Annotated in this window: 18 protein-coding genes; 7 read left to right on the forward strand and 11 right to left on the reverse strand. The window is 67.6% G+C overall.

All coding sequences use genetic code 11. The features are described 5' to 3' along the window. Positions 1-90: 90 nt before the first annotated feature. The 5 genes from WFQ67_RS00595 to WFQ67_RS00615 all read right to left on the reverse strand — a co-directional run bounded on the left by WFQ67_RS00595 (position 91) and on the right by WFQ67_RS00615 (position 3,843). Positions 91-1,434, reverse strand: coding sequence for a DUF1329 domain-containing protein (locus WFQ67_RS00595; RefSeq protein WP_213627910.1), 1,344 nt, complete (start codon positions 1,432-1,434; stop codon positions 91-93). Positions 1,435-1,610: 176 nt separating this feature from the next. After that, positions 1,611-2,327 carry a tRNA (guanosine(46)-N7)-methyltransferase TrmB gene (gene trmB / locus WFQ67_RS00600; protein WP_213627908.1) on the reverse strand — a complete coding sequence of 239 codons (717 nt, stop codon included), beginning with the start codon at positions 2,325-2,327 and terminating at the stop codon, positions 1,611-1,613. Positions 2,328-2,335: 8 nt separating this feature from the next. After that, positions 2,336-3,130, reverse strand: a complete 795-nt coding sequence (locus WFQ67_RS00605) for a thiazole synthase (protein ID WP_213627906.1) — start codon at positions 3,128-3,130, stop codon at positions 2,336-2,338. Between the two features lie 20 nt (positions 3,131-3,150). Then, positions 3,151-3,351 carry a sulfur carrier protein ThiS gene (gene thiS, locus WFQ67_RS00610; protein ID WP_111262615.1) on the reverse strand — a complete coding sequence of 67 codons (201 nt, stop codon included), beginning with the start codon at positions 3,349-3,351 and terminating at the stop codon, positions 3,151-3,153. A gap of 114 nt (positions 3,352-3,465) precedes the next feature. Next, the gene (locus WFQ67_RS00615; protein WP_337055930.1) at positions 3,466-3,843 is read right to left on the reverse strand and encodes a DUF423 domain-containing protein; all 378 of its coding nucleotides are present in this window, start codon (positions 3,841-3,843) and stop codon (positions 3,466-3,468) included. A gap of 69 nt (positions 3,844-3,912) precedes the next feature. On the opposite strand from WFQ67_RS00615, the gene mtgA reads away from it, so the two are divergent. Next, positions 3,913-4,623 carry a monofunctional biosynthetic peptidoglycan transglycosylase gene (gene mtgA, locus WFQ67_RS00620; protein WP_213627902.1) on the forward strand — a complete coding sequence of 237 codons (711 nt, stop codon included), beginning with the start codon at positions 3,913-3,915 and terminating at the stop codon, positions 4,621-4,623. Here the strand turns inward: mtgA and WFQ67_RS00625 are convergent, their stop codons facing one another. From WFQ67_RS00625 to ftsY, 5 genes are all read right to left on the reverse strand, one after another. Next, positions 4,624-5,229, reverse strand: a complete 606-nt coding sequence (locus WFQ67_RS00625) for a hypothetical protein (RefSeq protein WP_213627901.1) — start codon at positions 5,227-5,229, stop codon at positions 4,624-4,626. A 58-nt stretch (positions 5,230-5,287) separates the two neighbouring features. After that, entirely contained in the window at positions 5,288-6,142 is an 855-nt protein-coding gene (gene rpoH, locus WFQ67_RS00630) for an RNA polymerase sigma factor RpoH (protein ID WP_213627899.1), read from the reverse strand. A gap of 112 nt (positions 6,143-6,254) precedes the next feature. Beyond that, on the reverse strand, positions 6,255-7,274 hold the full coding sequence (gene ftsX, locus WFQ67_RS00635; protein WP_173175105.1) for a permease-like cell division protein FtsX: 1,020 nt from the start codon (positions 7,272-7,274) through the stop codon (positions 6,255-6,257). After that, positions 7,274-7,942, reverse strand: coding sequence for a cell division ATP-binding protein FtsE (gene ftsE, locus WFQ67_RS00640; protein ID WP_021218338.1), 669 nt, complete (start codon positions 7,940-7,942; stop codon positions 7,274-7,276). The genes ftsX and ftsE overlap by 1 nt, the downstream gene beginning before the upstream one ends. After that, a complete protein-coding gene (ftsY, locus tag WFQ67_RS00645) occupies positions 7,939-9,378 on the reverse strand; it encodes a signal recognition particle-docking protein FtsY (protein WP_337055935.1) in 1,440 nt (479 codons plus the stop codon). The genes ftsE and ftsY overlap by 4 nt, the downstream gene beginning before the upstream one ends. Before the next feature lie 141 nt (positions 9,379-9,519). Between ftsY and WFQ67_RS00650 the strand changes: the two genes are divergently transcribed. From WFQ67_RS00650 to WFQ67_RS00665, 4 genes are read left to right on the forward strand one after another with little or no spacing between them, the layout of a single operon-like run. Beyond that, the gene (locus WFQ67_RS00650) at positions 9,520-10,875 is read left to right on the forward strand and encodes a M16 family metallopeptidase (protein ID WP_337055937.1); all 1,356 of its coding nucleotides are present in this window, start codon (positions 9,520-9,522) and stop codon (positions 10,873-10,875) included. Beyond that, positions 10,868-12,349: a M16 family metallopeptidase gene (locus WFQ67_RS00655; protein WP_285960262.1), complete on the forward strand. Its 1,482-nt coding sequence runs from the start codon at positions 10,868-10,870 to the stop codon at positions 12,347-12,349. The genes WFQ67_RS00650 and WFQ67_RS00655 overlap by 8 nt, the downstream gene beginning before the upstream one ends. After that, entirely contained in the window at positions 12,349-12,948 is a 600-nt protein-coding gene (gene rsmD, locus WFQ67_RS00660) for a 16S rRNA (guanine(966)-N(2))-methyltransferase RsmD (RefSeq protein ID WP_213627889.1), read from the forward strand. Before WFQ67_RS00655 ends, rsmD begins: the two co-directional genes overlap by 1 nt. Beyond that, positions 12,945-13,928 carry a hydrolase gene (locus WFQ67_RS00665; RefSeq protein ID WP_337055943.1) on the forward strand — a complete coding sequence of 328 codons (984 nt, stop codon included), beginning with the start codon at positions 12,945-12,947 and terminating at the stop codon, positions 13,926-13,928. The genes rsmD and WFQ67_RS00665 overlap by 4 nt, the downstream gene beginning before the upstream one ends. Here the strand turns inward: WFQ67_RS00665 and WFQ67_RS00670 are convergent. Continuing rightward, entirely contained in the window at positions 13,925-14,590 is a 666-nt protein-coding gene (locus tag WFQ67_RS00670; protein ID WP_111264450.1) for a TetR/AcrR family transcriptional regulator, read from the reverse strand. The two genes, WFQ67_RS00665 and WFQ67_RS00670, sit on opposite strands and share 4 nt — an antisense overlap. 274 nt (positions 14,591-14,864) lie before the next feature. Between WFQ67_RS00670 and WFQ67_RS00675 the strand changes: the two genes are divergently transcribed. Continuing rightward, complete coding sequence (locus WFQ67_RS00675; RefSeq protein WP_337055946.1) at positions 14,865-16,295, forward strand: coniferyl aldehyde dehydrogenase; 1,431 nt, start codon at positions 14,865-14,867, stop codon at positions 16,293-16,295. 35 nt (positions 16,296-16,330) lie between these two features. Continuing rightward, on the forward strand, positions 16,331-16,876 hold the full coding sequence (locus WFQ67_RS00680; protein WP_173175119.1) for a twin-arginine translocation pathway signal protein: 546 nt from the start codon (positions 16,331-16,333) through the stop codon (positions 16,874-16,876). Positions 16,877-16,929 lie beyond the last annotated feature (53 nt).

Raw genomic sequence — 16,929 nt, forward strand, 5'->3', positions numbered from 1 at the left:
TCGGCCTGCCCCGCGCACCCGGACGACGCTTTCGCGCCCAATAAAAAGCCGCCCCGAAGGGCGGCTGGAGTGGCCAGGCAGGCCGGAATATCAGTTGCCTTCGCGGCGCAGGGCCTGCGGCGTGAAGTCACGCGGGCTCAGTGGCGCGTTGAAGTCGTACATGGGCTCGTTGTTGTCGAGGCCATCGGCGAAGTAGCGGCCGCCCTTGAAGTCGTAGATGGTCTCCAGGGTGCTGCCGAACATCGGTACATCGTAGTAGCTGATCGGGTGGCTTTCCTGCAGGCCGATCAACTGGCCGTCCTTGTCGTACAGGTCGACCGCGAGGATCTGCCAGCTGTCCTCGTCTATGTAGAAGCGCCGCTTGGCGTAGGGGTGGGCGAAGCCCTTGCGCAGGGTCGCCTCGACCACCCAGGTGCGGTGCAGCTCGTAGCGCAGCAGGTCCGGGTTGACGAACTTGGTCTTGAGGATCTGATCGTAGGGGATGCCCTTCTGGTGCACGGCGTAGCTGTTGTACGGCACCAGGGTTTCCTGCTTGCCCACCAGCTTCCACTCGTAGCGCTCCGGGGCACCGTTGTAGGAGTCGACGACGTCGGCGGTGGCCATGCCGTTGGTGTCCGGCTGCAGGGTGTCGTAGGCCAGCATCGGCAGGCGACGCACGCGGCGTTCGCCACGGTTGAAGCGCCACGCCTTGCGGATCGACAGCACCTGGTCGAGGGTCTCCTGCACCACCAGCGCGGAACCGGCCAGCTTGGCAGGCGCCACGACGGCGTACTTGTAATAGAAGATGGTGTTTTCCAGGTCCTTCGGCTGCACGCCGTCACGGCCGTACACGAAGTAGATGTTGCGATCCAGCTTGAGCAGGTTGTAGCTGCCGTTGGCCAGCACCGCCGCCTGGTTGGTGACGAAGTGGATCTGGTCGCCGCGGTAACGCAGGATGTGGTTCCAGATGACTTCCAGGCCGCTGGAAGGGATCGGGAAGGGGATTCCCGCCGCCACGCCCTGCACACCGTTGCCGCCGGCGATCAGCTCGCCGTTGAGGGCGTTGAAGCGGGTGGCGTCATAGATGCGCTGCGGCGCCGCGGCGCTGCGATGGGTGGGGAACACGCGCACGGAGTAGTCCGGGTAGGTCTCCACCAGCGCCTTGAGGCCGGCCGGCAGCTGCGCCGCGTACTGGCCGACGTTCTTGCTGTTGATGACGTACTTGGGGGCCTCGGCCCCGAAGGGGTCGGGGTGGTGCATGCCGGGCTGGTAGCCCGCCGGCGGCGTCGACAGGCCGCCGTCCCACGCCGGGATCGAGCCCTCGGCATTGCCCGCGCGCTGACCGCCCAGCGGCGTCAGCTCCCCACCGAGCCGCGCGGCATCGTCGGCACCGACCTTGGCCTGCGCCTGCAGGGCACAGGAGGCCAGAAGCAGAATTGCAAACTTTCTCAACACAGCCTTCTCCTCGCGGTGCGTTCGAGTCGCACCGCTATTGTTCTTGTGCCACCACCACTATAGGCGGGGCTCTTTATCTACGTCGGATCAGGTGAGGGTGCCGTCCTGGCGCCGGGTGGTCCCGGTCTAGGGTTGTGCTCGTCCGTGGCGTTCGCGGCCTGGGCCGCGAAGGTGTATCAGTCGATGCGCTGGAACTTGAGGTCCCATACGCCGTGGCCGAGGCGCTCGCCGCGGCGTTCGAACTTGGTGATCGGGCGCTCTTGCGGGCGCGGTACGTAGCGACCGTCTTCCGCCAGGTTGCGGTAGCCGGGCGCGGCGTTCATCACCTCCAGCATGTGTTCCGCGTAGTGCTCCCAGTCGGTGGCCATGTGCAGCACGCCCCCGATGCGCAGCTTGCTGCGTACCAGTTCGGCGAAGGCCGGCTGGACGATGCGACGCTTGTGGTGGCGCGACTTGTGCCACGGGTCCGGGAAGAACAGCAGCACGCGCTCGAGGCTGTCATCGGCCACGCAGTCGCGCAGCACTTCCAGGGCGTCGCAGCTGTAGACGCGGATGTTGGTCAGGCCTTGGGTCATGGCGCCGTTGAGCAGCGCGCCGACGCCGGGGCGGTGAACCTCGACACCGATGAAATCCTGGTCCGGCGCGGCGGCGGCCATCTCCAGGGTGGCGTGGCCCATGCCGAAGCCGATCTCGAAGGTGCGCGGGGCGCTGCGGCCGAATACCGCGTCGAAGTCACGCGGGCCGTCGGCCAGGTCCAGGCCGAATTTCGGCCAGCCCTGGTCGAGGCCACGTTGCTGGCCTTCGGTCATGCGCCCGGCGCGCATCACGAAACTCTTGATGGTGCGGTGACGCACTTCGCCGGCTTCTGCCGGCGAGTCCTGCTGTTCAGTCATGGTTTATCTCAGCGGATCAGACCATCCAGCGGCGACGAGGCGCTGGCGTAGAGCTTGCGCGGCATGCGCCCGGCCAGGTAGGCGAGGCGGCCGGCGACGATGGCGTGCTTCATGGCCTCGCCCATCATCACCGGGTCCTGGGCGTGGGCGATGGCGGTGTTCATCAACACGGCCTCGCAACCCAGTTCCATGGCGATGGTGGCATCGGAGGCGGTGCCCACGCCGGCATCCACCAGCACCGGTACCTTGGCTTCCTCAAGGATGATGCGCAGGTTGTAGGGGTTGCAGATGCCCAGGCCCGAGCCGATCAGGCCGGCCAGAGGCATCACCGCGATGCAGCCCATCTCGGCCAGCTGGCGGGCGATGATGGGGTCGTCGCTGGTGTAGACCATCACGTCGAAACCTTCCTTGACCAGCACTTCGGCGGCTTTGAGGGTCTCGATCACGTTGGGGAAGAGGGTCTTCTGGTCGGCCAGGACTTCCAGCTTGACCAGGTTGTGCCCATCCAGCAGCTCGCGGGCCAGGCGGCAGGTGCGCACGGCTTCCACCGCGTCGTAGCAGCCGGCGGTGTTCGGCAGGATGGTGTAGCGGCTCGGCGGGATCACGTCGAGCAGGTTGGGCTCGCCGGGGTTCTGGCCGATGTTGGTGCGGCGCACCGCGACGGTGACGATCTCGGCACCCGAGGCCTCGATGGCGCGGCGGGTTTCGTCGAGGTCCTTGTACTTGCCGGTGCCGACCAGCAGGCGCGACTCATAGGTACGACCAGCCAGGGTGAACGGCTTGTCGATCGGCGTATGGCTCATGAGGACTCCTAGCGGGCGGCCTAGCCGCCACCGATGGCGTGTACCACTTCGACCCGGTCGCCTTCGCTGAGCGCGGTGGCGGCATGCTGGCTGCGCGGCACGATATCGAGGTTGAGTTCGACCGCGACACGGCGGCCAGTCAGGTCCAGGCGCGCGATCAGGTCCGCGACGGTCTGGCCGTCGGGCAGCTCGAAAGGTTCGCCGTTCAACTGAATGTGCATGACGATGCGGTCACAACTTGAGGGGTCGGCATTCTAGCCCGATCCATGCCGATGACCAAGGCTGAATGGCGCCATTCGTCCTCATTTTTGACGCCAGGGTCAGACTTGGGACGATCAGCGTGCCGCCAGTTGCCAGGCCGCCAGACCCAGGCACAGCCAGCCGCCGAGGAAGGCCACGCCACCGAAGGGCGTGATGATGCCGAGCTTGCCGACACCACTGAGGGTGAGCGCGTAGAGGCTCCCGCAGAACAGCAGGATGCCGAGGGCGAACAGGCCGCCGGCGGCACTGACCAGGCGCCCGGGCAGGTGCAGGGACAGCAGGCCGACGCCGAACAGGGCGAGTGCGTGGATCAGTTGGTAGTGGGTGCCGGTCTGGAATACCGCCAGGTGCTCGGGCGTGAGGCGGGCCCTGAGGCCGTGGGCGGCGAAGGCGCCGAGGGCGACGCCGGTGAATCCGGCGAAGGCGGAGAGCAGCAGGAACAGACGGGCCATCGAAGACTCCAGACAAGTAGGAAGCGGTCGCTATAATGGCGCGCAAACCATCCCCCGGCCAAGCCACGCATGTTCCGATCCCTCAGCCGTCGCCTGTTCAAACTGCTGCTCTGGTTCGTCGCCGGCTCGGTGCTGCTGGTCCTGCTGTTCCGCTGGGTGCCGCCGCCCGGGACCATGTTGATGGTGGAGCGCAAGATAGAGTCCTGGATCGACGGCGAACCCATCGACCTCAAGCGCAGCTGGCGTCCCTGGAAGGAGCTGCCGGACGACCTGAAGATCGCGGTGATCGCCGCCGAGGACCAGAAGTTCGCCGAGCACTGGGGCTTCGATGTCCCGGCGATCCGCGCCGCGCTCGCCCACAATGAGCGCGGCGGCTCGCTGCGCGGCGCCAGCACCCTGAGCCAGCAGGTGGCCAAGAACGTCTTCCTCTGGTCCGGCCGCAGCTGGCTGCGCAAGGGGCTGGAGGCCTGGTTCACCGCGCTGATCGAGCTGTTCTGGTCGAAGCAGCGCATCCTCGAGGTCTACCTCAACAGCGTGGAATGGGGCGATGGCGTGTTCGGCGCCGAGGCGGCGGCCAGGTACCATTTCGGCATCGGCGCGCCCTACCTGTCACGCCAGCAATCGAGCCTGCTGGCCGCCGTGCTGCCCAACCCGCGCGAGTGGCATGCCGGGCGCCCAGGCAACTACGTCGCGCGCCGCGCCGGCTGGATCCGCCGGCAGATGGCCCAGCTCGGCGGCACCCACTACCTCGAGCAGCTCAAGCCGGCCACACCGATCTGATCAGTGCCTGAGCGTGCTGCGCGGCACCACGCGAACCTGATGCACCTGCTCGTCGAGCACATGGGCGGTCAGCCCCTCGGCCGGATAGACCCAGGCCTCGCCCTCCCCCAACTGCAGGCGCAGGCGCGGCTGGCCGATGCTGGCGGCAAGGCGCGAGGCCGCCGGTGGTTGCTGCGGACGCAATTCCAGCGCGGCCAGGCGGTGCCCGGCCAGTTGCTCCAGCATCTGCGGGCTCAATGGTTGGTCGCCCTGGCCAGCGCCGGTCCCCAGGGCCTTGAGCAGGCTCTCGCGCTCGCCCGCGTCCAGGGCCAGCTCCGCTTCCAGGTTGCAGGCATCCGCACCGTCACCGGTGCTGCGGAACAGCAGGCGCGGCCCGTCGCTGCCGGGCTGCAACCACAATTCACCCGGTGACTCGCGGTTCAGCGCCCCCAGGGTCAGTTCGCCCTCGGCCATGGGTTCCAGCAACGGCTGCTGCCAGGCGCTCACCCAGGCCAGCGGCGTGCCGGACTCGCCACCGCGCTGCATCCACAGCGCCAGGGAGAAGAAGGCCGCTGCGATCAGGACGAACAACAGCCAGTGTCGCGGACGGAGTGGGGGCATCGGCATGGTTCGCTCCGGGCAGAAAAAAGCCGCCCGAGGGGGCGGCTTGGATGGGGTGGCTGGCTTACGCCTGGATGAAGCCCTTGAGCTTGTTCATCGCATTCTTCTCCAGCTGGCGGATACGCTCGGCGGAGACGTTGTACTTCGCGGCCAGGTCATGCAGGGTCGCTTTCTCCTCGGCCAGCCAACGCTGGTTTAGGATGTCACGGCTGCGCTCGTCCAGGCCTTCCAGCGCTTCGTGCAGGCTGGCGGTGGAGCTGTCGCTCCAGTCCGCTTCCTCCAGCTGTCGGGCCGGATCGTAGCGGTGGTCCTCAAGGTAGTGGGCCGGCGACTGGTAGGCGGCATCGTCGTCGGCATCCGCCGCCGGGTCGAACGCCATGTCGTGGCCGGTCAACCGGCTTTCCATCTCCCGCACTTCACGCGGCTCCACGCCCAGGCTCTCGGCCACGGCATGGACTTCGTCGTTGTTCAGCCAGGCCAGGCGTTTCTTCTGGCTGCGCAGGTTGAAGAACAGTTTGCGCTGTGCCTTGGTGGTGGCGACCTTGACGATGCGCCAGTTGCGCAGGATGAATTCGTGGATCTCGGCCTTGATCCAGTGCACCGCGAAAGACACCAGACGCACGCCCATTTCCGGGTTGAAGCGTTTCACGGCCTTCATCAGGCCGACGTTGCCTTCCTGGATCAGGTCGGCCTGGGCCAGACCATAGCCGGAGTAGCTCTTGGCGATGTGTACAACGAAGCGCAGGTGCGCCAACACCATTTGCCGCGCCGCTTCCAGATCCTGTTGGTAGAAGAGGCGTTCGGCCAGTTCGCGCTCCTGCTCGGGGGTCAGCAGCGGGATGCCATTGACCGCATGCACGTAGGCATCCAGGTTCGCACCGGGAGCCAGGGCATAGACAGGTTGCAGGGAAGTGGTCATGCGAATCCTCCGATTCACTAAGCTCGCGCAGTTTAGCACTGGCTTTTATGACTGCAAGGGGGCGTAAAAGTTTCGTTACACCCCGTCCATTAGCAGTCCTTTCAAGGGATTTCTAGCGCGGCGCCAGCTCGCTGAGATGGCGCGCCACGGCCAGCCAGGCGCCAATGTACCCCAGCAGCACCGCGCCCAGAAGCAGGGATAGACCATCGGCCAATGGCACGCCGCCAAGGGCGAAGTCGCTGCCGTACAGGCCGGCGAGTCGGACCACCGCATCATTCAGCCAGTCCAGGCCGAAGGCCAGCACCAGCCAGGACAGCAGGCCGGCACCGATGCCGTAGAGCGCCCCCATATAAAGGAAGGGACGCCGAACGTAGGCATCGGTTCCACCTACCAGCTTGATGACTTCGATCTCGGTGCGGCGATTCTCGATGTGCAGGCGGATGGTGTTGCCGATCACCAGCAGCAGCGCCGACACCAGCAGCAGGGTCAGGCCGAAGACGAAGCGCTCGCCCAGCTTGAGGATCGCCGACAGGCGCTCCACCCAGACCAGGTCGAGCTGGGCCTGTTGCACCTTGGGCAGCTCGGCCAGGCGCAGGCGCAGGGCCTCGAGGGTGGTCTTGTCGACTTCCCTGGGGGTGACCAGGATCACCCCGGGCAGCGGGTTCTCCGGCAGTTCCTTGAGCGCCTGGCCCAGGCCGGACTGCTGCTGGAATTCGTCCAGCGCCTGCTCGCGGCTGATCCACTCGACCTCGGCGACATCCGCCATGCCGCTGATCTCCTCGCGCAGCTTCTGGCCGTCGGCCTCGCCGGCGTCCATCTGCAGGAACAGCGAGATCTGCGCGGCGCGCTGCCAGGAACCACCCAGGCGCTCGACGTTGTTGAGCAGCAGCGACAGGCCCATGGGCAGGCTCAGGGCGATGGCCATCACCAGGCTGGTGAAGAAGCTGCCGATGGGCTGGCGGCCCAGTCGACGCAGGCTGTCCACCAGGCTTGCGCGATGCGCCTCCAGCCAGGCGTGCAGCAGGGCGCTGAAATCAGGGCCGTCGTCGCCGCCCTTCTGCGGCTCGGTTGGCTTGGCGGTGGCGCCCACCCGCTCGGCGGGCTTGGGTGGCGGCATGCGGGTCGCACTCATCAGCCGGCCTCCCCATCGCCGATCAGGCGGCCACGTTGCAGGGTGAGCATGCGGTGGCGCATGCGGGCGATCAGCGCCAGGTCGTGGCTGGCGATCAGAACCGTGGTGCCCAAGCGGTTGATGTCCTCGAAGACGCCCATGATCTCGGCCGCCAGGCGCGGGTCGAGGTTGCCGGTGGGCTCGTCCGCCAGCAGCAGGGCCGGGCGGTGCACCACGGCGCGGGCGATGCCGACGCGCTGTTGCTGGCCGGTGGAAAGATCGGCCGGGTAGAGCTCGGCCTTGTCGGCCAGGGAGACACGCTCCAGCGCCACACCGACGCGCTTGGCGATCTCCGGCTTGGCGAGGCCGAGGATCTGCAACGGCAGGGCGACGTTGTCGAACACGGTGCGGTCGAACAGCAGCTGGTGGTTCTGGAACACCACGCCTATCTGCCGGCGCAGGAAGGGGATCTGCGAGGTGGTGATCTGCGACAGGTCCTGGCCCGCCAGCAGGAGCTTGCCGGTGGTCGGACGCTCCATGGCGAGCAGCAGGCGCAGCAGGGTGCTCTTGCCGGCGCCGGAGTGGCCGGTGACGAAGAGGAACTCGCCACGGCGTACGCGGAAGCTCAGTTCATGCAGGCCGACGTGGCCGTTGGGGTACCGCTTGCCCACCTGCTCGAAACGGATCATGCGCGCTCCCGCTCCGCGAACAGCGCGCGAACGAAGGACTCGGCCTCGAAATCGCGCAGGTCGTCGATGCCTTCGCCGACGCCGATGTAGCGGATCGGCAGGCCGAACTGCTTGGCCAGGGCGAAGATCACCCCGCCCTTGGCGGTGCCGTCGAGCTTGGTCAGCACCAGGCCGGAAAGGCTGACCGCCTGGTGGAACTGCTTGGCCTGGTTGATGGCGTTCTGGCCGGTGCCGGCATCCAGCACCAGCAGCACCTCGTGGGGGGCGCTCTCGTCCTGCTTGCCGATCACGCGGCGCACCTTCTTAAGCTCCTCCATGAGGTTGTCCTTGGTGTGCAGGCGGCCGGCGGTGTCGGCGATCAGCACGTCGATGCCACGGGCCTTCGCGGCCTGCACGGCATCGAAGATCACCGAGGCGGAATCGGCACCGGTGTGCTGGGCGATGACGGCGATGTTGTTGCGCTCGCCCCAGACCTGCAGCTGCTCAACGGCCGCGGCGCGGAAGGTGTCGCCGGCGGCGAGCATGACCTTCTTGCCTTCGAGCTGCAGCTTCTTGGCCAGCTTGCCGATGGTGGTGGTCTTGCCGACGCCGTTCACGCCGACCACGAGGATCACGTAGGGACGCTTACCGGCATCGATCCGCAGGGGCTGTTCGACCGGCTTGAGCAGCGCGGCGAGTTCGTCCTGCAGGGCCTGGTACAGGGCGTCGCTGTCGGCCAGCTGCTTGCGCGCGACCTTCTGGGTCAGGCTCTGGACGATGGCGGTGGTGGCCTCGACGCCGACGTCGGCGGTCAGCAGGCGGGTCTCGATCTCGTCGAGCAGGTCATCGTCGATGGCCTTGCGCCCGAGGAACAGGCTGGCCATGCCCTCGCCCAGGCTGGCGCTGGTTTTCGACAGGCCCTGCTTGAGGCGGGCGAAGAAACCGGCCTTGGCGGCTTCGGCCACGGGCTGCGGCTGGGCCGGTGCGGCGGCGGGCGCGTCGACGGCGGGCTCGGCAGCCGGAACAGGAGCCTCGACAACCGGCGCCGGGGCGGCCTCGGCGGTCGGCGCGGGGGCACTGACGACAGGCTCGACCGGCGCTGCAGGTGCAAGTGCGGGTGCAGGTGCAGGTGCGGGTGCGGGTGCGGGTGCGGGTGCGGGTGCGGGTGCGACAGGCTCGGCCGGGACCGGCGCCAGGTCCACCGGCGGCTGCGGCGCAGCGGGGGTGGGCTCGGGCTGCGGCTCGACCGGCGGGGCGGCGGGCGCCACCTCGGCAACGGGTTCCGCCACGGGCGCGGGTGCCACGGGCTCCGCCTCGACGGGAGGCAGCTCGGATGGGACGGGTTCTGCGGGCGGCACGGGAGCCGCTTCCTGCGGTTTCTTGCGCAGCCAGCCGAACAGTGATTTTTTCTCAGCGGCCTCGGCCGGCGTCTTCTTGTCGTCGTTGGAACCAAACATGGGTAGCTTGTATCTCAAGGAGCGGCCGCTCTGGGCCTGGCCCGGTAGCGTCGCCGTGCCGGAAAGGGATGGAGTATCCTAGCACCTCTTCGCCCGCAGGCGGTACGTCCGCCGGGGCCGTCCGAAAGGTCAAAAACATCGATGAAAGCGATTGCCCGCCACGCCGTCGGCTTGCTGTTCGGCGCCCTTTGTCTGCCGATAGCCGCCCATGCCGCAGAATCCCAACCCACCCATGAATACACCCTCGAAAACGGCCTGAAAATCGTCGTCAGAGAAGACCACAGGGCCCCGGTGGTAGTTTCCCAGCTCTGGTACAAGGTCGGCTCCAGCTACGAGACCCCGGGCCAGACCGGCCTCTCCCACGCCCTCGAACACATGATGTTCAAGGGCAGCCGCAAGCTCGGCCCGGGCGAGGCTTCCCTGGTGCTGCGCGACCTCGGTGCCGAGGAGAACGCCTTCACCAGCGACGACTACACCGCCTATTACCAGGTCCTGGCGCGCGACCGCCTGAGCGTCGCCTTCGAGCTGGAGGCCGACCGCATGGCCAGCCTGCGCCTGCCGCCGGAAGAGTTCGAGCGCGAGATCGAGGTGATCAAGGAAGAGCGCCGCCTGCGCACCGACGACCGCCCCACCGCCAAGGCCTTCGAGCGCTTCAAGGCCATGGCCTATCCCGCCAGCGGCTACCACACCCCCACCATCGGCTGGATGGCCGACCTGGACCGCATGAAGGTCGAGGAACTGCGCCACTGGTACGAGTCCTGGTACGTGCCCAACAACGCCACCCTGGTGGTGGTCGGCGACGTCAAGGGCGAAGAGGTCAAGGCCCTGGCCCAGCGCTGGTTCGGCGGCATCCCCGGCCGCGCCGTACCGCCCTCGAAGAAGCCCCTGGAGCTCGCCGCACCGGGTGAGCGCCGCATCGTCCTGCACGTGAAGACCCAGCTGCCGAGCCTGATCATGGGCTTCAACGTCCCCGGCCTCGCCACCGCCAAGGAGCCCCGCCAGGTCCACGCCCTGCGCCTGATCTCCGCCCTGCTCGATGGCGGCTACAGCGCCCGCCTGCCCAGCCGCCTGGAGCGTGGCGAGGAGCTGGTCAGCGGCGCCTCGGCCAACTACGACGGCTACGCGCGCGGCGACAGCCTGTTCATGCTCAGCGCCACGCCCAACGTGCAGAAGGGCAAGACCCTGGAGCAGACCGAAGCCGGCCTGTGGAAGGAGCTGGGAGACCTGAAGAAAAACCCGCCGAGCGACGAGGAACTCAAGCGCGTGCGTGCCCAGGTGATCGCCGGGCTGGTCTACGAACGCGACTCCATCACCAGCCAGGCCACCACCATCGGCCAGCTGGAAACCGTCGGCCTGTCCTGGAAGCTGATGGACCAGGACCTCGCCGCCCTGGAAGCCGTGACCCCGGCCGACATCCAGGCCGCCGCCAAGACCTTCTTCACCCGCGACCGCCTGAGCGTCGCCCACGTCCTGCCCGAGGAGGCTAGCCATGAGTGAGCGCAACGGCCTGCGATACGGCCTGCTCGGCCTGGCCCTGATCGCCCTGCTGGGCGTCCTGCTGTTCATCGTCGTCGACCGCACCCCGCCGGCCCAGGCCGCCGAGGCCGATGAGCCGCCGAAACTCGAATCCATCACCGAACTGGACGGCAAGGCCCCGGCCCGCCGAGACCTGGACATCCAGACCTGGGACACGGCCGAAGGCGCCAAGGTGCTCTTCGTCGCCGCCCCCGAGCTGCCGATGTTCGACCTGCGCCTGACCTTCGCCGCCGGCAGCAGCCAGGACGGCGACGCCCCCGGCCTGGCCACCCTGACCAACGCCATGCTCAACGAAGGCGTGAAGGGCAAGGACGTCACCGCCATCGCCCAGGGCTTCGAAGGCCTGGGGGCCGACTTCAGCAACGGCGCCTACCGCGACATGGCCGTGGCCGGCCTGCGCAGCCTGACCGACCCGAAGCTGCGCGACCCGGCCCTGGACCTGTTCACCCAGGTCATCGGCGCGCCGACCTTCCCCGAGGACTCCCTGGCGCGCATCAAGAACCAGATGCTCGCCGGCTTCGAGTACCAGAAGCAGAACCCCGGCAAGCTCGCCGGCCTGGCACTGTTCGACAAGCTCTACGGCAAACACCCCTACGCCCACTCCAGCGAGGGTGACGAGAAATCCATCCCCGCCATCGGCGTCGCCCAGCTGCAGGCCTTCCACAAGAAGGCCTACGCCGCCGGCAACGTGGTGATCGCACTGGTCGGCGACCTTTCCCGCGAGGAAGCCGAGGCCATCGCCAAGCGTGTCTCCGAAGCCCTGCCGAAAGGGCCGAAGCTGGCCAAGGTGGCGACGCCCGAGACGCCCAAGCCGGGCACCACCCACATCGAGTTCCCGTCGGCGCAGACCCACCTGCTGCTGGCCCAGCTCGGCATCGACCGCAACGAACCCGACTACGCCGCGCTCTACCTGGGCAACCAGATCCTCGGCGGCGGCGGCTTCGGCACCCGGTTGATGGAAGAGGTGCGCGAGAAGCGCGGCCTGACCTACGGCGTCAGCTCCGGCTTCACCGCCATGCAGGTCGCCGGCCCCTTCATGATCGGCCTGCAGACCCGCGCCGAACTGAGCGACGGCACCCTCAAGCTGGTCAAGGACATCGTCCGCGACTACCTGGCCAAGGGCCCGACGCAGAAGGAGCTGGACGATGCCAAGCGCGAACTGGCCGGCAGCTTCCCGCTGTCCACCGCGAGCAACGCCGACATCGTCGGCCAGCTCGGCGCCATCGGCTTCTACGGCCTGCCGCTGACCTACCTGGAAGACTTCATGAAACAGGTGCAGGGGCTCAGTGTCGAACAGGTCAAGGCCGCCATGGACAAGCACCTGAACCCGGACAGCTTCGTCATCGTCACCGCCGGCCCGACCGTTCCCCAGAAGGAACTGCCGGCGCCGACGGAGAAGCGTTTCAAACCCAGCTTTGGCATCCCGGAGCACTGATGGCCGCACGTTCACCGAAGAAAGCCCCGGCTCCCCACGGGGGCCAGGGCCAGTTGCGCATCATCGGTGGCGAGTGGCGTTCGCGCCGCTTCGCCTTCCCCAACGGCCCGGGCCTGCGCCCGACGCCGGACCGGGTGCGCGAAACCCTGTTCAACTGGCTCGCGCCCTACGTGGAGGGCGCTCGGGTGCTCGACCCCTTCACCGGCAGCGGCGCCCTGTACCTGGAGGCGCTGTCCCGCGGCGCCCAGGAAGCCCTGGCGCTGGACCTGAACCCCGACTCGATCGCCGCCTTGCGCGGCACCCTGGACACCCTCGGCTGCGGCGCCGGCCAACTGCTTCAGGCCGACGCGCTGCGCTACCTGGCCACCCAGACGCCACGCCCCTATGACCTGGTGTTCCTCGACCCGCCCTTCAACCTCGCGCTGCTGCAGCCGGCCTGCGCACTGCTGGAAGAGAATGGCTGGCTGGCCGCCGACGCCTGGATCTACACCGAGAGCGAGAGCGCCCCTTCCAGCCTCGGCCTGCCGGGCAACTGGCGCCTGCACCGGGAGAAGAAGGCCAGCACCGTGCACTACGCCCTGTGGCATCGCCAGGCGTGAGCGACTTCAACCCCGCCTGGTGGCTGCCGGGCCCGCACCTGCAGACCCTCTGGTCGCCCTTCTGCCGCAAACCACCGCAGCTGGAGCGTCGGCGCGAGCGCCTGTGGCTGGAGGATGGCGACTTCCTCGACCTCGACTGGCACGGCCCGCACGACGCCGAGTCGCCGCTGGTGCTGGTGCTCCACGGCCTCACCGGCTCATCCAGCTCGCTCTACGTGCTCGGCCTGCAACAGCAACTGGCCGGGCGCGGCTGGTCCAGCGTGGCGATCAACTGGCGCGGCTGCTCGGGCGAACCCAACCTGCTGCCCCGGGGCTACCACTCCGGCGCCAGCGAGGACCTGGCCGCCACCGTCGAACACCTGCGCCGCGTGCGCCCGCTGGCACCGCTGTTCGCCGTCGGTTACTCGCTGGGCGGCAACGTGCTGCTCAAGTACCTGGGTGAAAGCGGCGAGGCGTGTGTCCTGCGCGGGGCCGTCGCGGTCTCGGTGCCCTTCCGCCTGGACCAGTGCGCCGACCGCATCGGCGCCGGCTTCTCGCGGGTCTACCAGCGCCATTTCATGCGCGAGATGGTCGCCTACGTGCGCGACAAGCAGCGCCTGTTCGCCCACCAGGGCCAGGCCGATCGCCTCTCGGTGCTGGAAAAACTAGGCCCGCTGGACGGCATGCGCACCTTCTGGGATTTCGACGGCCGCATCACCGCGCCCCTGCACGGCTACGCCGACGCCGACGATTACTACCGCCGCGCCTCCAGCCGTTACTTCCTCGGTGAGATCCGCGTGCCCGCGCTGCTGATCCAAGCCGCCGACGACCCCTTCGTGTTCCGCCACAGCATCCCCGAGGCCCACGAGTTGTCCGCCAGCACGCGCCTGGAGCTGCACGAGAAAGGCGGTCACGTCGGCTTCATCGGCGGTACGCCGGGCAAGCCCGACTACTACCTGGAACGGCGCATACCGCAGTGGCTGGCGGGGCTCGCCCGCTAGCCCTGCACCACCAGGTCGAGAGGCACGTAGAGCTTCTCGTAGAGCGCCGCCACCGCCTCCTGCGCCTCCGCGGCGATATAGCCCCCCTCCAGCGCCAGCACCTGGTAGATGCCACGGCGCAGCATCTCCTCGTTGAGGTCGCCCGGGTCGCCCCGGGTGGTGCAGAGGAAGCGCACCCAGGAGGTCATGATGATCCAGCTGTTGAGGGCCAGGGCCTCGATCTGCGCATCGTTCATCAGCAGGATGCCGACCTCGACGAAGCCCCGGTAGATGGCCTGGGCATGCCCCAGGCAGCGCTGGGCGAAGACCCGGTAGCGCGCCGCCAGCTCGGCGTCGGATTCCAGCAGGTGCTCAAGGTCGCGGTGCAGGAAGCGGTAGTGCCACATCGCCGCCAGCAACGCCTCCAGGTAGAAGGTCTTGTCCTCCACCGTCAGCGCGCGGTCCCCAGGCAGGCGCAGGAAGGCGTCGACCCGTGATTCGTACTCGGCGAACAGCTCGGCGATGATCACCTGCTTGTTGCGGAAGTGGTAATAGAGGTTGCCCGGCGACATCCCCAGGTGAGCGGCGATGTGGTTGGTGGTGACGTTGCGCTCCCCCTGGGCATTGAACAGCTCCAGGCTGGATTGCACGATTCGCTCGCGGGTCTTGATACGTGGGGCCATGCGCGGATCGGTCTCACTGCTGCCGGGGAGCCGGCGAGGGTAACAAAACTACACAGAGTCCCGGAACAGAGAGTGCCTCCACGGCGCTCCGCGTTCCGTATCGCACCCTGTTCGTGTGGCCTCCCTGCCCCATCTACAGGCCGCCCGGAGGCCGGCCCAACTTTTCGTTCGGTAGGCAGGGCGAGCCCTGTCGCGCCATGCTATTTGACACACTAGAGCAATTACTCTAAAAATCCAGCAGCGGTTTTCAACAATAATTAGAGAGGTGTCGCTCATGGTCGCCGACGTAGCCTATCTGCAGCAGGCCCAGCAGCAGATCAACCAGCTCGAGGAGCTGTTCGCCCGCCAACGTGCCGCCTATGGCGACAACCCGATGCCCAGTGCCGACCAGCGCATCCAGTGGCTCAAATCCCTGCGCGACCTGATCTTCGACGAGCAGGACGCGCTGATCCGCGCCATCAGCCAGGACTTCAGCAACCGCTCGGCGGATGAAACCCTGCTGGCCGAGATCATGCCCAGCCTGCACGGCATCCACTACGCCAAGAACCGCGTGCGCCGCTGGATGAAGCCCTCGCGCCGCGCCGTCGGCATGGCCTTCCAGCCGGCATCGGCCAAGGTCATCTACCAGCCCCTGGGCGTGGTCGGCGTGATCGTGCCGTGGAACTACCCGCTGTTCCTCGCCATCGGCCCGCTGGTCGGCGCCCTGGCCGCGGGCAACCGCGTGATGGTGAAGATGAGCGAATCCACCCCCGCCACCTCCCAGCTGTTCAAGGAGCTGATGGCGCGCATCTTCCCCGAGGACCTCGTCGCCGTCTGCCTGGGCAAGGCCGATGTCGGTGTCGCCTTCTCCAAGCTGCCCTTCGACCACCTGCTGTTCACCGGCGCCACCAGCATCGGCCGCCACGTCATGCGTGCCGCCGCCGAGAACCTGACCCCGGTGACCCTGGAGCTGGGCGGCAAGTCGCCGGCCATCGTCTCCCACGAGGTGCCGCTGGACCACGCCGCCGAACGCATCGCCTTCGGCAAGACCATGAACGCCGGGCAGACCTGCGTCGCCCCCGACTACGTGCTGGTGCCCAGGGATCGCGTCGAAGGCTTCGTCGAGGCCTACCGCACCGCGGTGAAATCCTTCTACCCGCAACTGAAGGACAACCCGGACTACACCGCGATCATCAACGAACGCCAGCTGCAGCGTCTCAACGGCTACCTGCAGGATGCCGAGGCCAAGGGCGCGCGCCTGGTGCCGCTGTTCCCCGAGGCCCAGGGCCGCCGCCTGCCGCACACCCTGGTGCTCGATGTGAAGGACGACATGAAGCTGATGCAGGACGAGATCTTCGGCCCGCTGCTGCCCATCGTCCCCTACGAGCGCCTCGACCAGGCCTTCGCCTATATCAACCAGCGCCCGCGCCCGCTGGCGCTCTATTACTTCGGCTACGACAAGCGCGAGCAGCAGCGCGTGCTGCATGAAACCCACTCCGGCGGCGTGTGCCTGAACGACACCCTGCTGCACGTGGCCCAGGACGACATGCCCTTCGGCGGCGTCGGCCCCTCGGGCATGGGCCACTACCACGGGCATGAAGGGTTCCTCACCTTCAGCAAGGCCAAGGGCGTGTTCATCAAGCAGCGCTTCAACGCCGCGCGGATGATCTACCCGCCCTACGGCAAATCGATCCAGAAGCTGGTCTACAAGCTGTTCGTCCGCTAACGCCCCCCTAAGGATCAGACGGGTACATAACAACAATGACCGAGACCACCCTGAACGCGCCGGGACTTTCCCGGCGCAGCCTGCTCAAAGTCGGCCTGTTCGGCTCTGCCTTCCTCGCCACGGCCGGCGTCACCGCCACCCTCTCCGGCTGCTCCGCCAGCGTCCCGGCCAACGGCCTGGCGATCCTGCGCGACTCCGACCTGCCCTTCCTGCGCGCCCTGATCCCGGTGATGCTCGATGGCGCGGTCAGTGCCGAGCAGATGCCGCAAGCCGTGGCCGGCACCATCCAGAGCCTGGACTACGCCCTGGACCGGCTGTCCCCGGAGATGCTCAAGCTCACCGTGCAGCTCTTCGACGTGCTCGCCCTGCCCATCACCCGGGGTCCGCTGACCGGCGTCTGGGGCAGCTGGGAGAACGCCAGCGCCGAGGATGTGCGCAACTTCCTCGACCGCTGGCAGAACAGCTTCATCGGCCTGCTGAAGATGGGGCACGCCTCCCTGCTGCAGCTGGTGATGATGGCCTGGTACAGCAGGCAGGAAGCCTGGGCGCATTGCGGTTATCCCGGTCCGCCGACCGTCTGACCGCGCCCACCACAACGACAAGAAGCACCACTCGACCAGGCGCCGGCGACGAC

Source organism: Pseudomonas sp. USHLN015 (assembly GCF_037153275.1).
In the GTDB taxonomy this organism is placed as follows: domain Bacteria; phylum Pseudomonadota; class Gammaproteobacteria; order Pseudomonadales; family Pseudomonadaceae; genus Metapseudomonas; species Metapseudomonas tohonis.

What these genes read in the sequence shown, in the direction of transcription:
- rsmD (WP_213627889.1), top strand. Translation starts at nt 12,349, where the DNA reads ATGGCCGCACGTTCACCGAAGAAAGCCCCGGCTCCCCACGGGGGCCAG.
- WFQ67_RS00675 (WP_337055946.1), top strand. Translation starts at nt 14,865, where the DNA reads ATGGTCGCCGACGTAGCCTATCTGCAGCAGGCCCAGCAGCAGATCAAC.
- ftsE (WP_021218338.1), bottom strand. Translation starts at nt 7,942, where the DNA reads ATGATCCGTTTCGAGCAGGTGGGCAAGCGGTACCCCAACGGCCACGTC.
- thiS (WP_111262615.1), bottom strand. Translation starts at nt 3,351, where the DNA reads ATGCACATTCAGTTGAACGGCGAACCTTTCGAGCTGCCCGACGGCCAG.
- WFQ67_RS00615 (WP_337055930.1), bottom strand. Translation starts at nt 3,843, where the DNA reads ATGGCCCGTCTGTTCCTGCTGCTCTCCGCCTTCGCCGGATTCACCGGC.
- mtgA (WP_213627902.1), top strand. Translation starts at nt 3,913, where the DNA reads ATGTTCCGATCCCTCAGCCGTCGCCTGTTCAAACTGCTGCTCTGGTTC.
- WFQ67_RS00650 (WP_337055937.1), top strand. Translation starts at nt 9,520, where the DNA reads ATGAAAGCGATTGCCCGCCACGCCGTCGGCTTGCTGTTCGGCGCCCTT.
- rpoH (WP_213627899.1), bottom strand. Translation starts at nt 6,142, where the DNA reads ATGACCACTTCCCTGCAACCTGTCTATGCCCTGGCTCCCGGTGCGAAC.
- ftsY (WP_337055935.1), bottom strand. Translation starts at nt 9,378, where the DNA reads ATGTTTGGTTCCAACGACGACAAGAAGACGCCGGCCGAGGCCGCTGAG.
- ftsX (WP_173175105.1), bottom strand. Translation starts at nt 7,274, where the DNA reads ATGAGTGCGACCCGCATGCCGCCACCCAAGCCCGCCGAGCGGGTGGGC.
- WFQ67_RS00655 (WP_285960262.1), top strand. Translation starts at nt 10,868, where the DNA reads ATGAGTGAGCGCAACGGCCTGCGATACGGCCTGCTCGGCCTGGCCCTG.
- WFQ67_RS00605 (WP_213627906.1), bottom strand. Translation starts at nt 3,130, where the DNA reads ATGAGCCATACGCCGATCGACAAGCCGTTCACCCTGGCTGGTCGTACC.
- WFQ67_RS00680 (WP_173175119.1), top strand. Translation starts at nt 16,331, where the DNA reads ATGACCGAGACCACCCTGAACGCGCCGGGACTTTCCCGGCGCAGCCTG.
- trmB (WP_213627908.1), bottom strand. Translation starts at nt 2,327, where the DNA reads ATGACTGAACAGCAGGACTCGCCGGCAGAAGCCGGCGAAGTGCGTCAC.
- WFQ67_RS00625 (WP_213627901.1), bottom strand. Translation starts at nt 5,229, where the DNA reads ATGCCGATGCCCCCACTCCGTCCGCGACACTGGCTGTTGTTCGTCCTG.
- WFQ67_RS00670 (WP_111264450.1), bottom strand. Translation starts at nt 14,590, where the DNA reads ATGGCCCCACGTATCAAGACCCGCGAGCGAATCGTGCAATCCAGCCTG.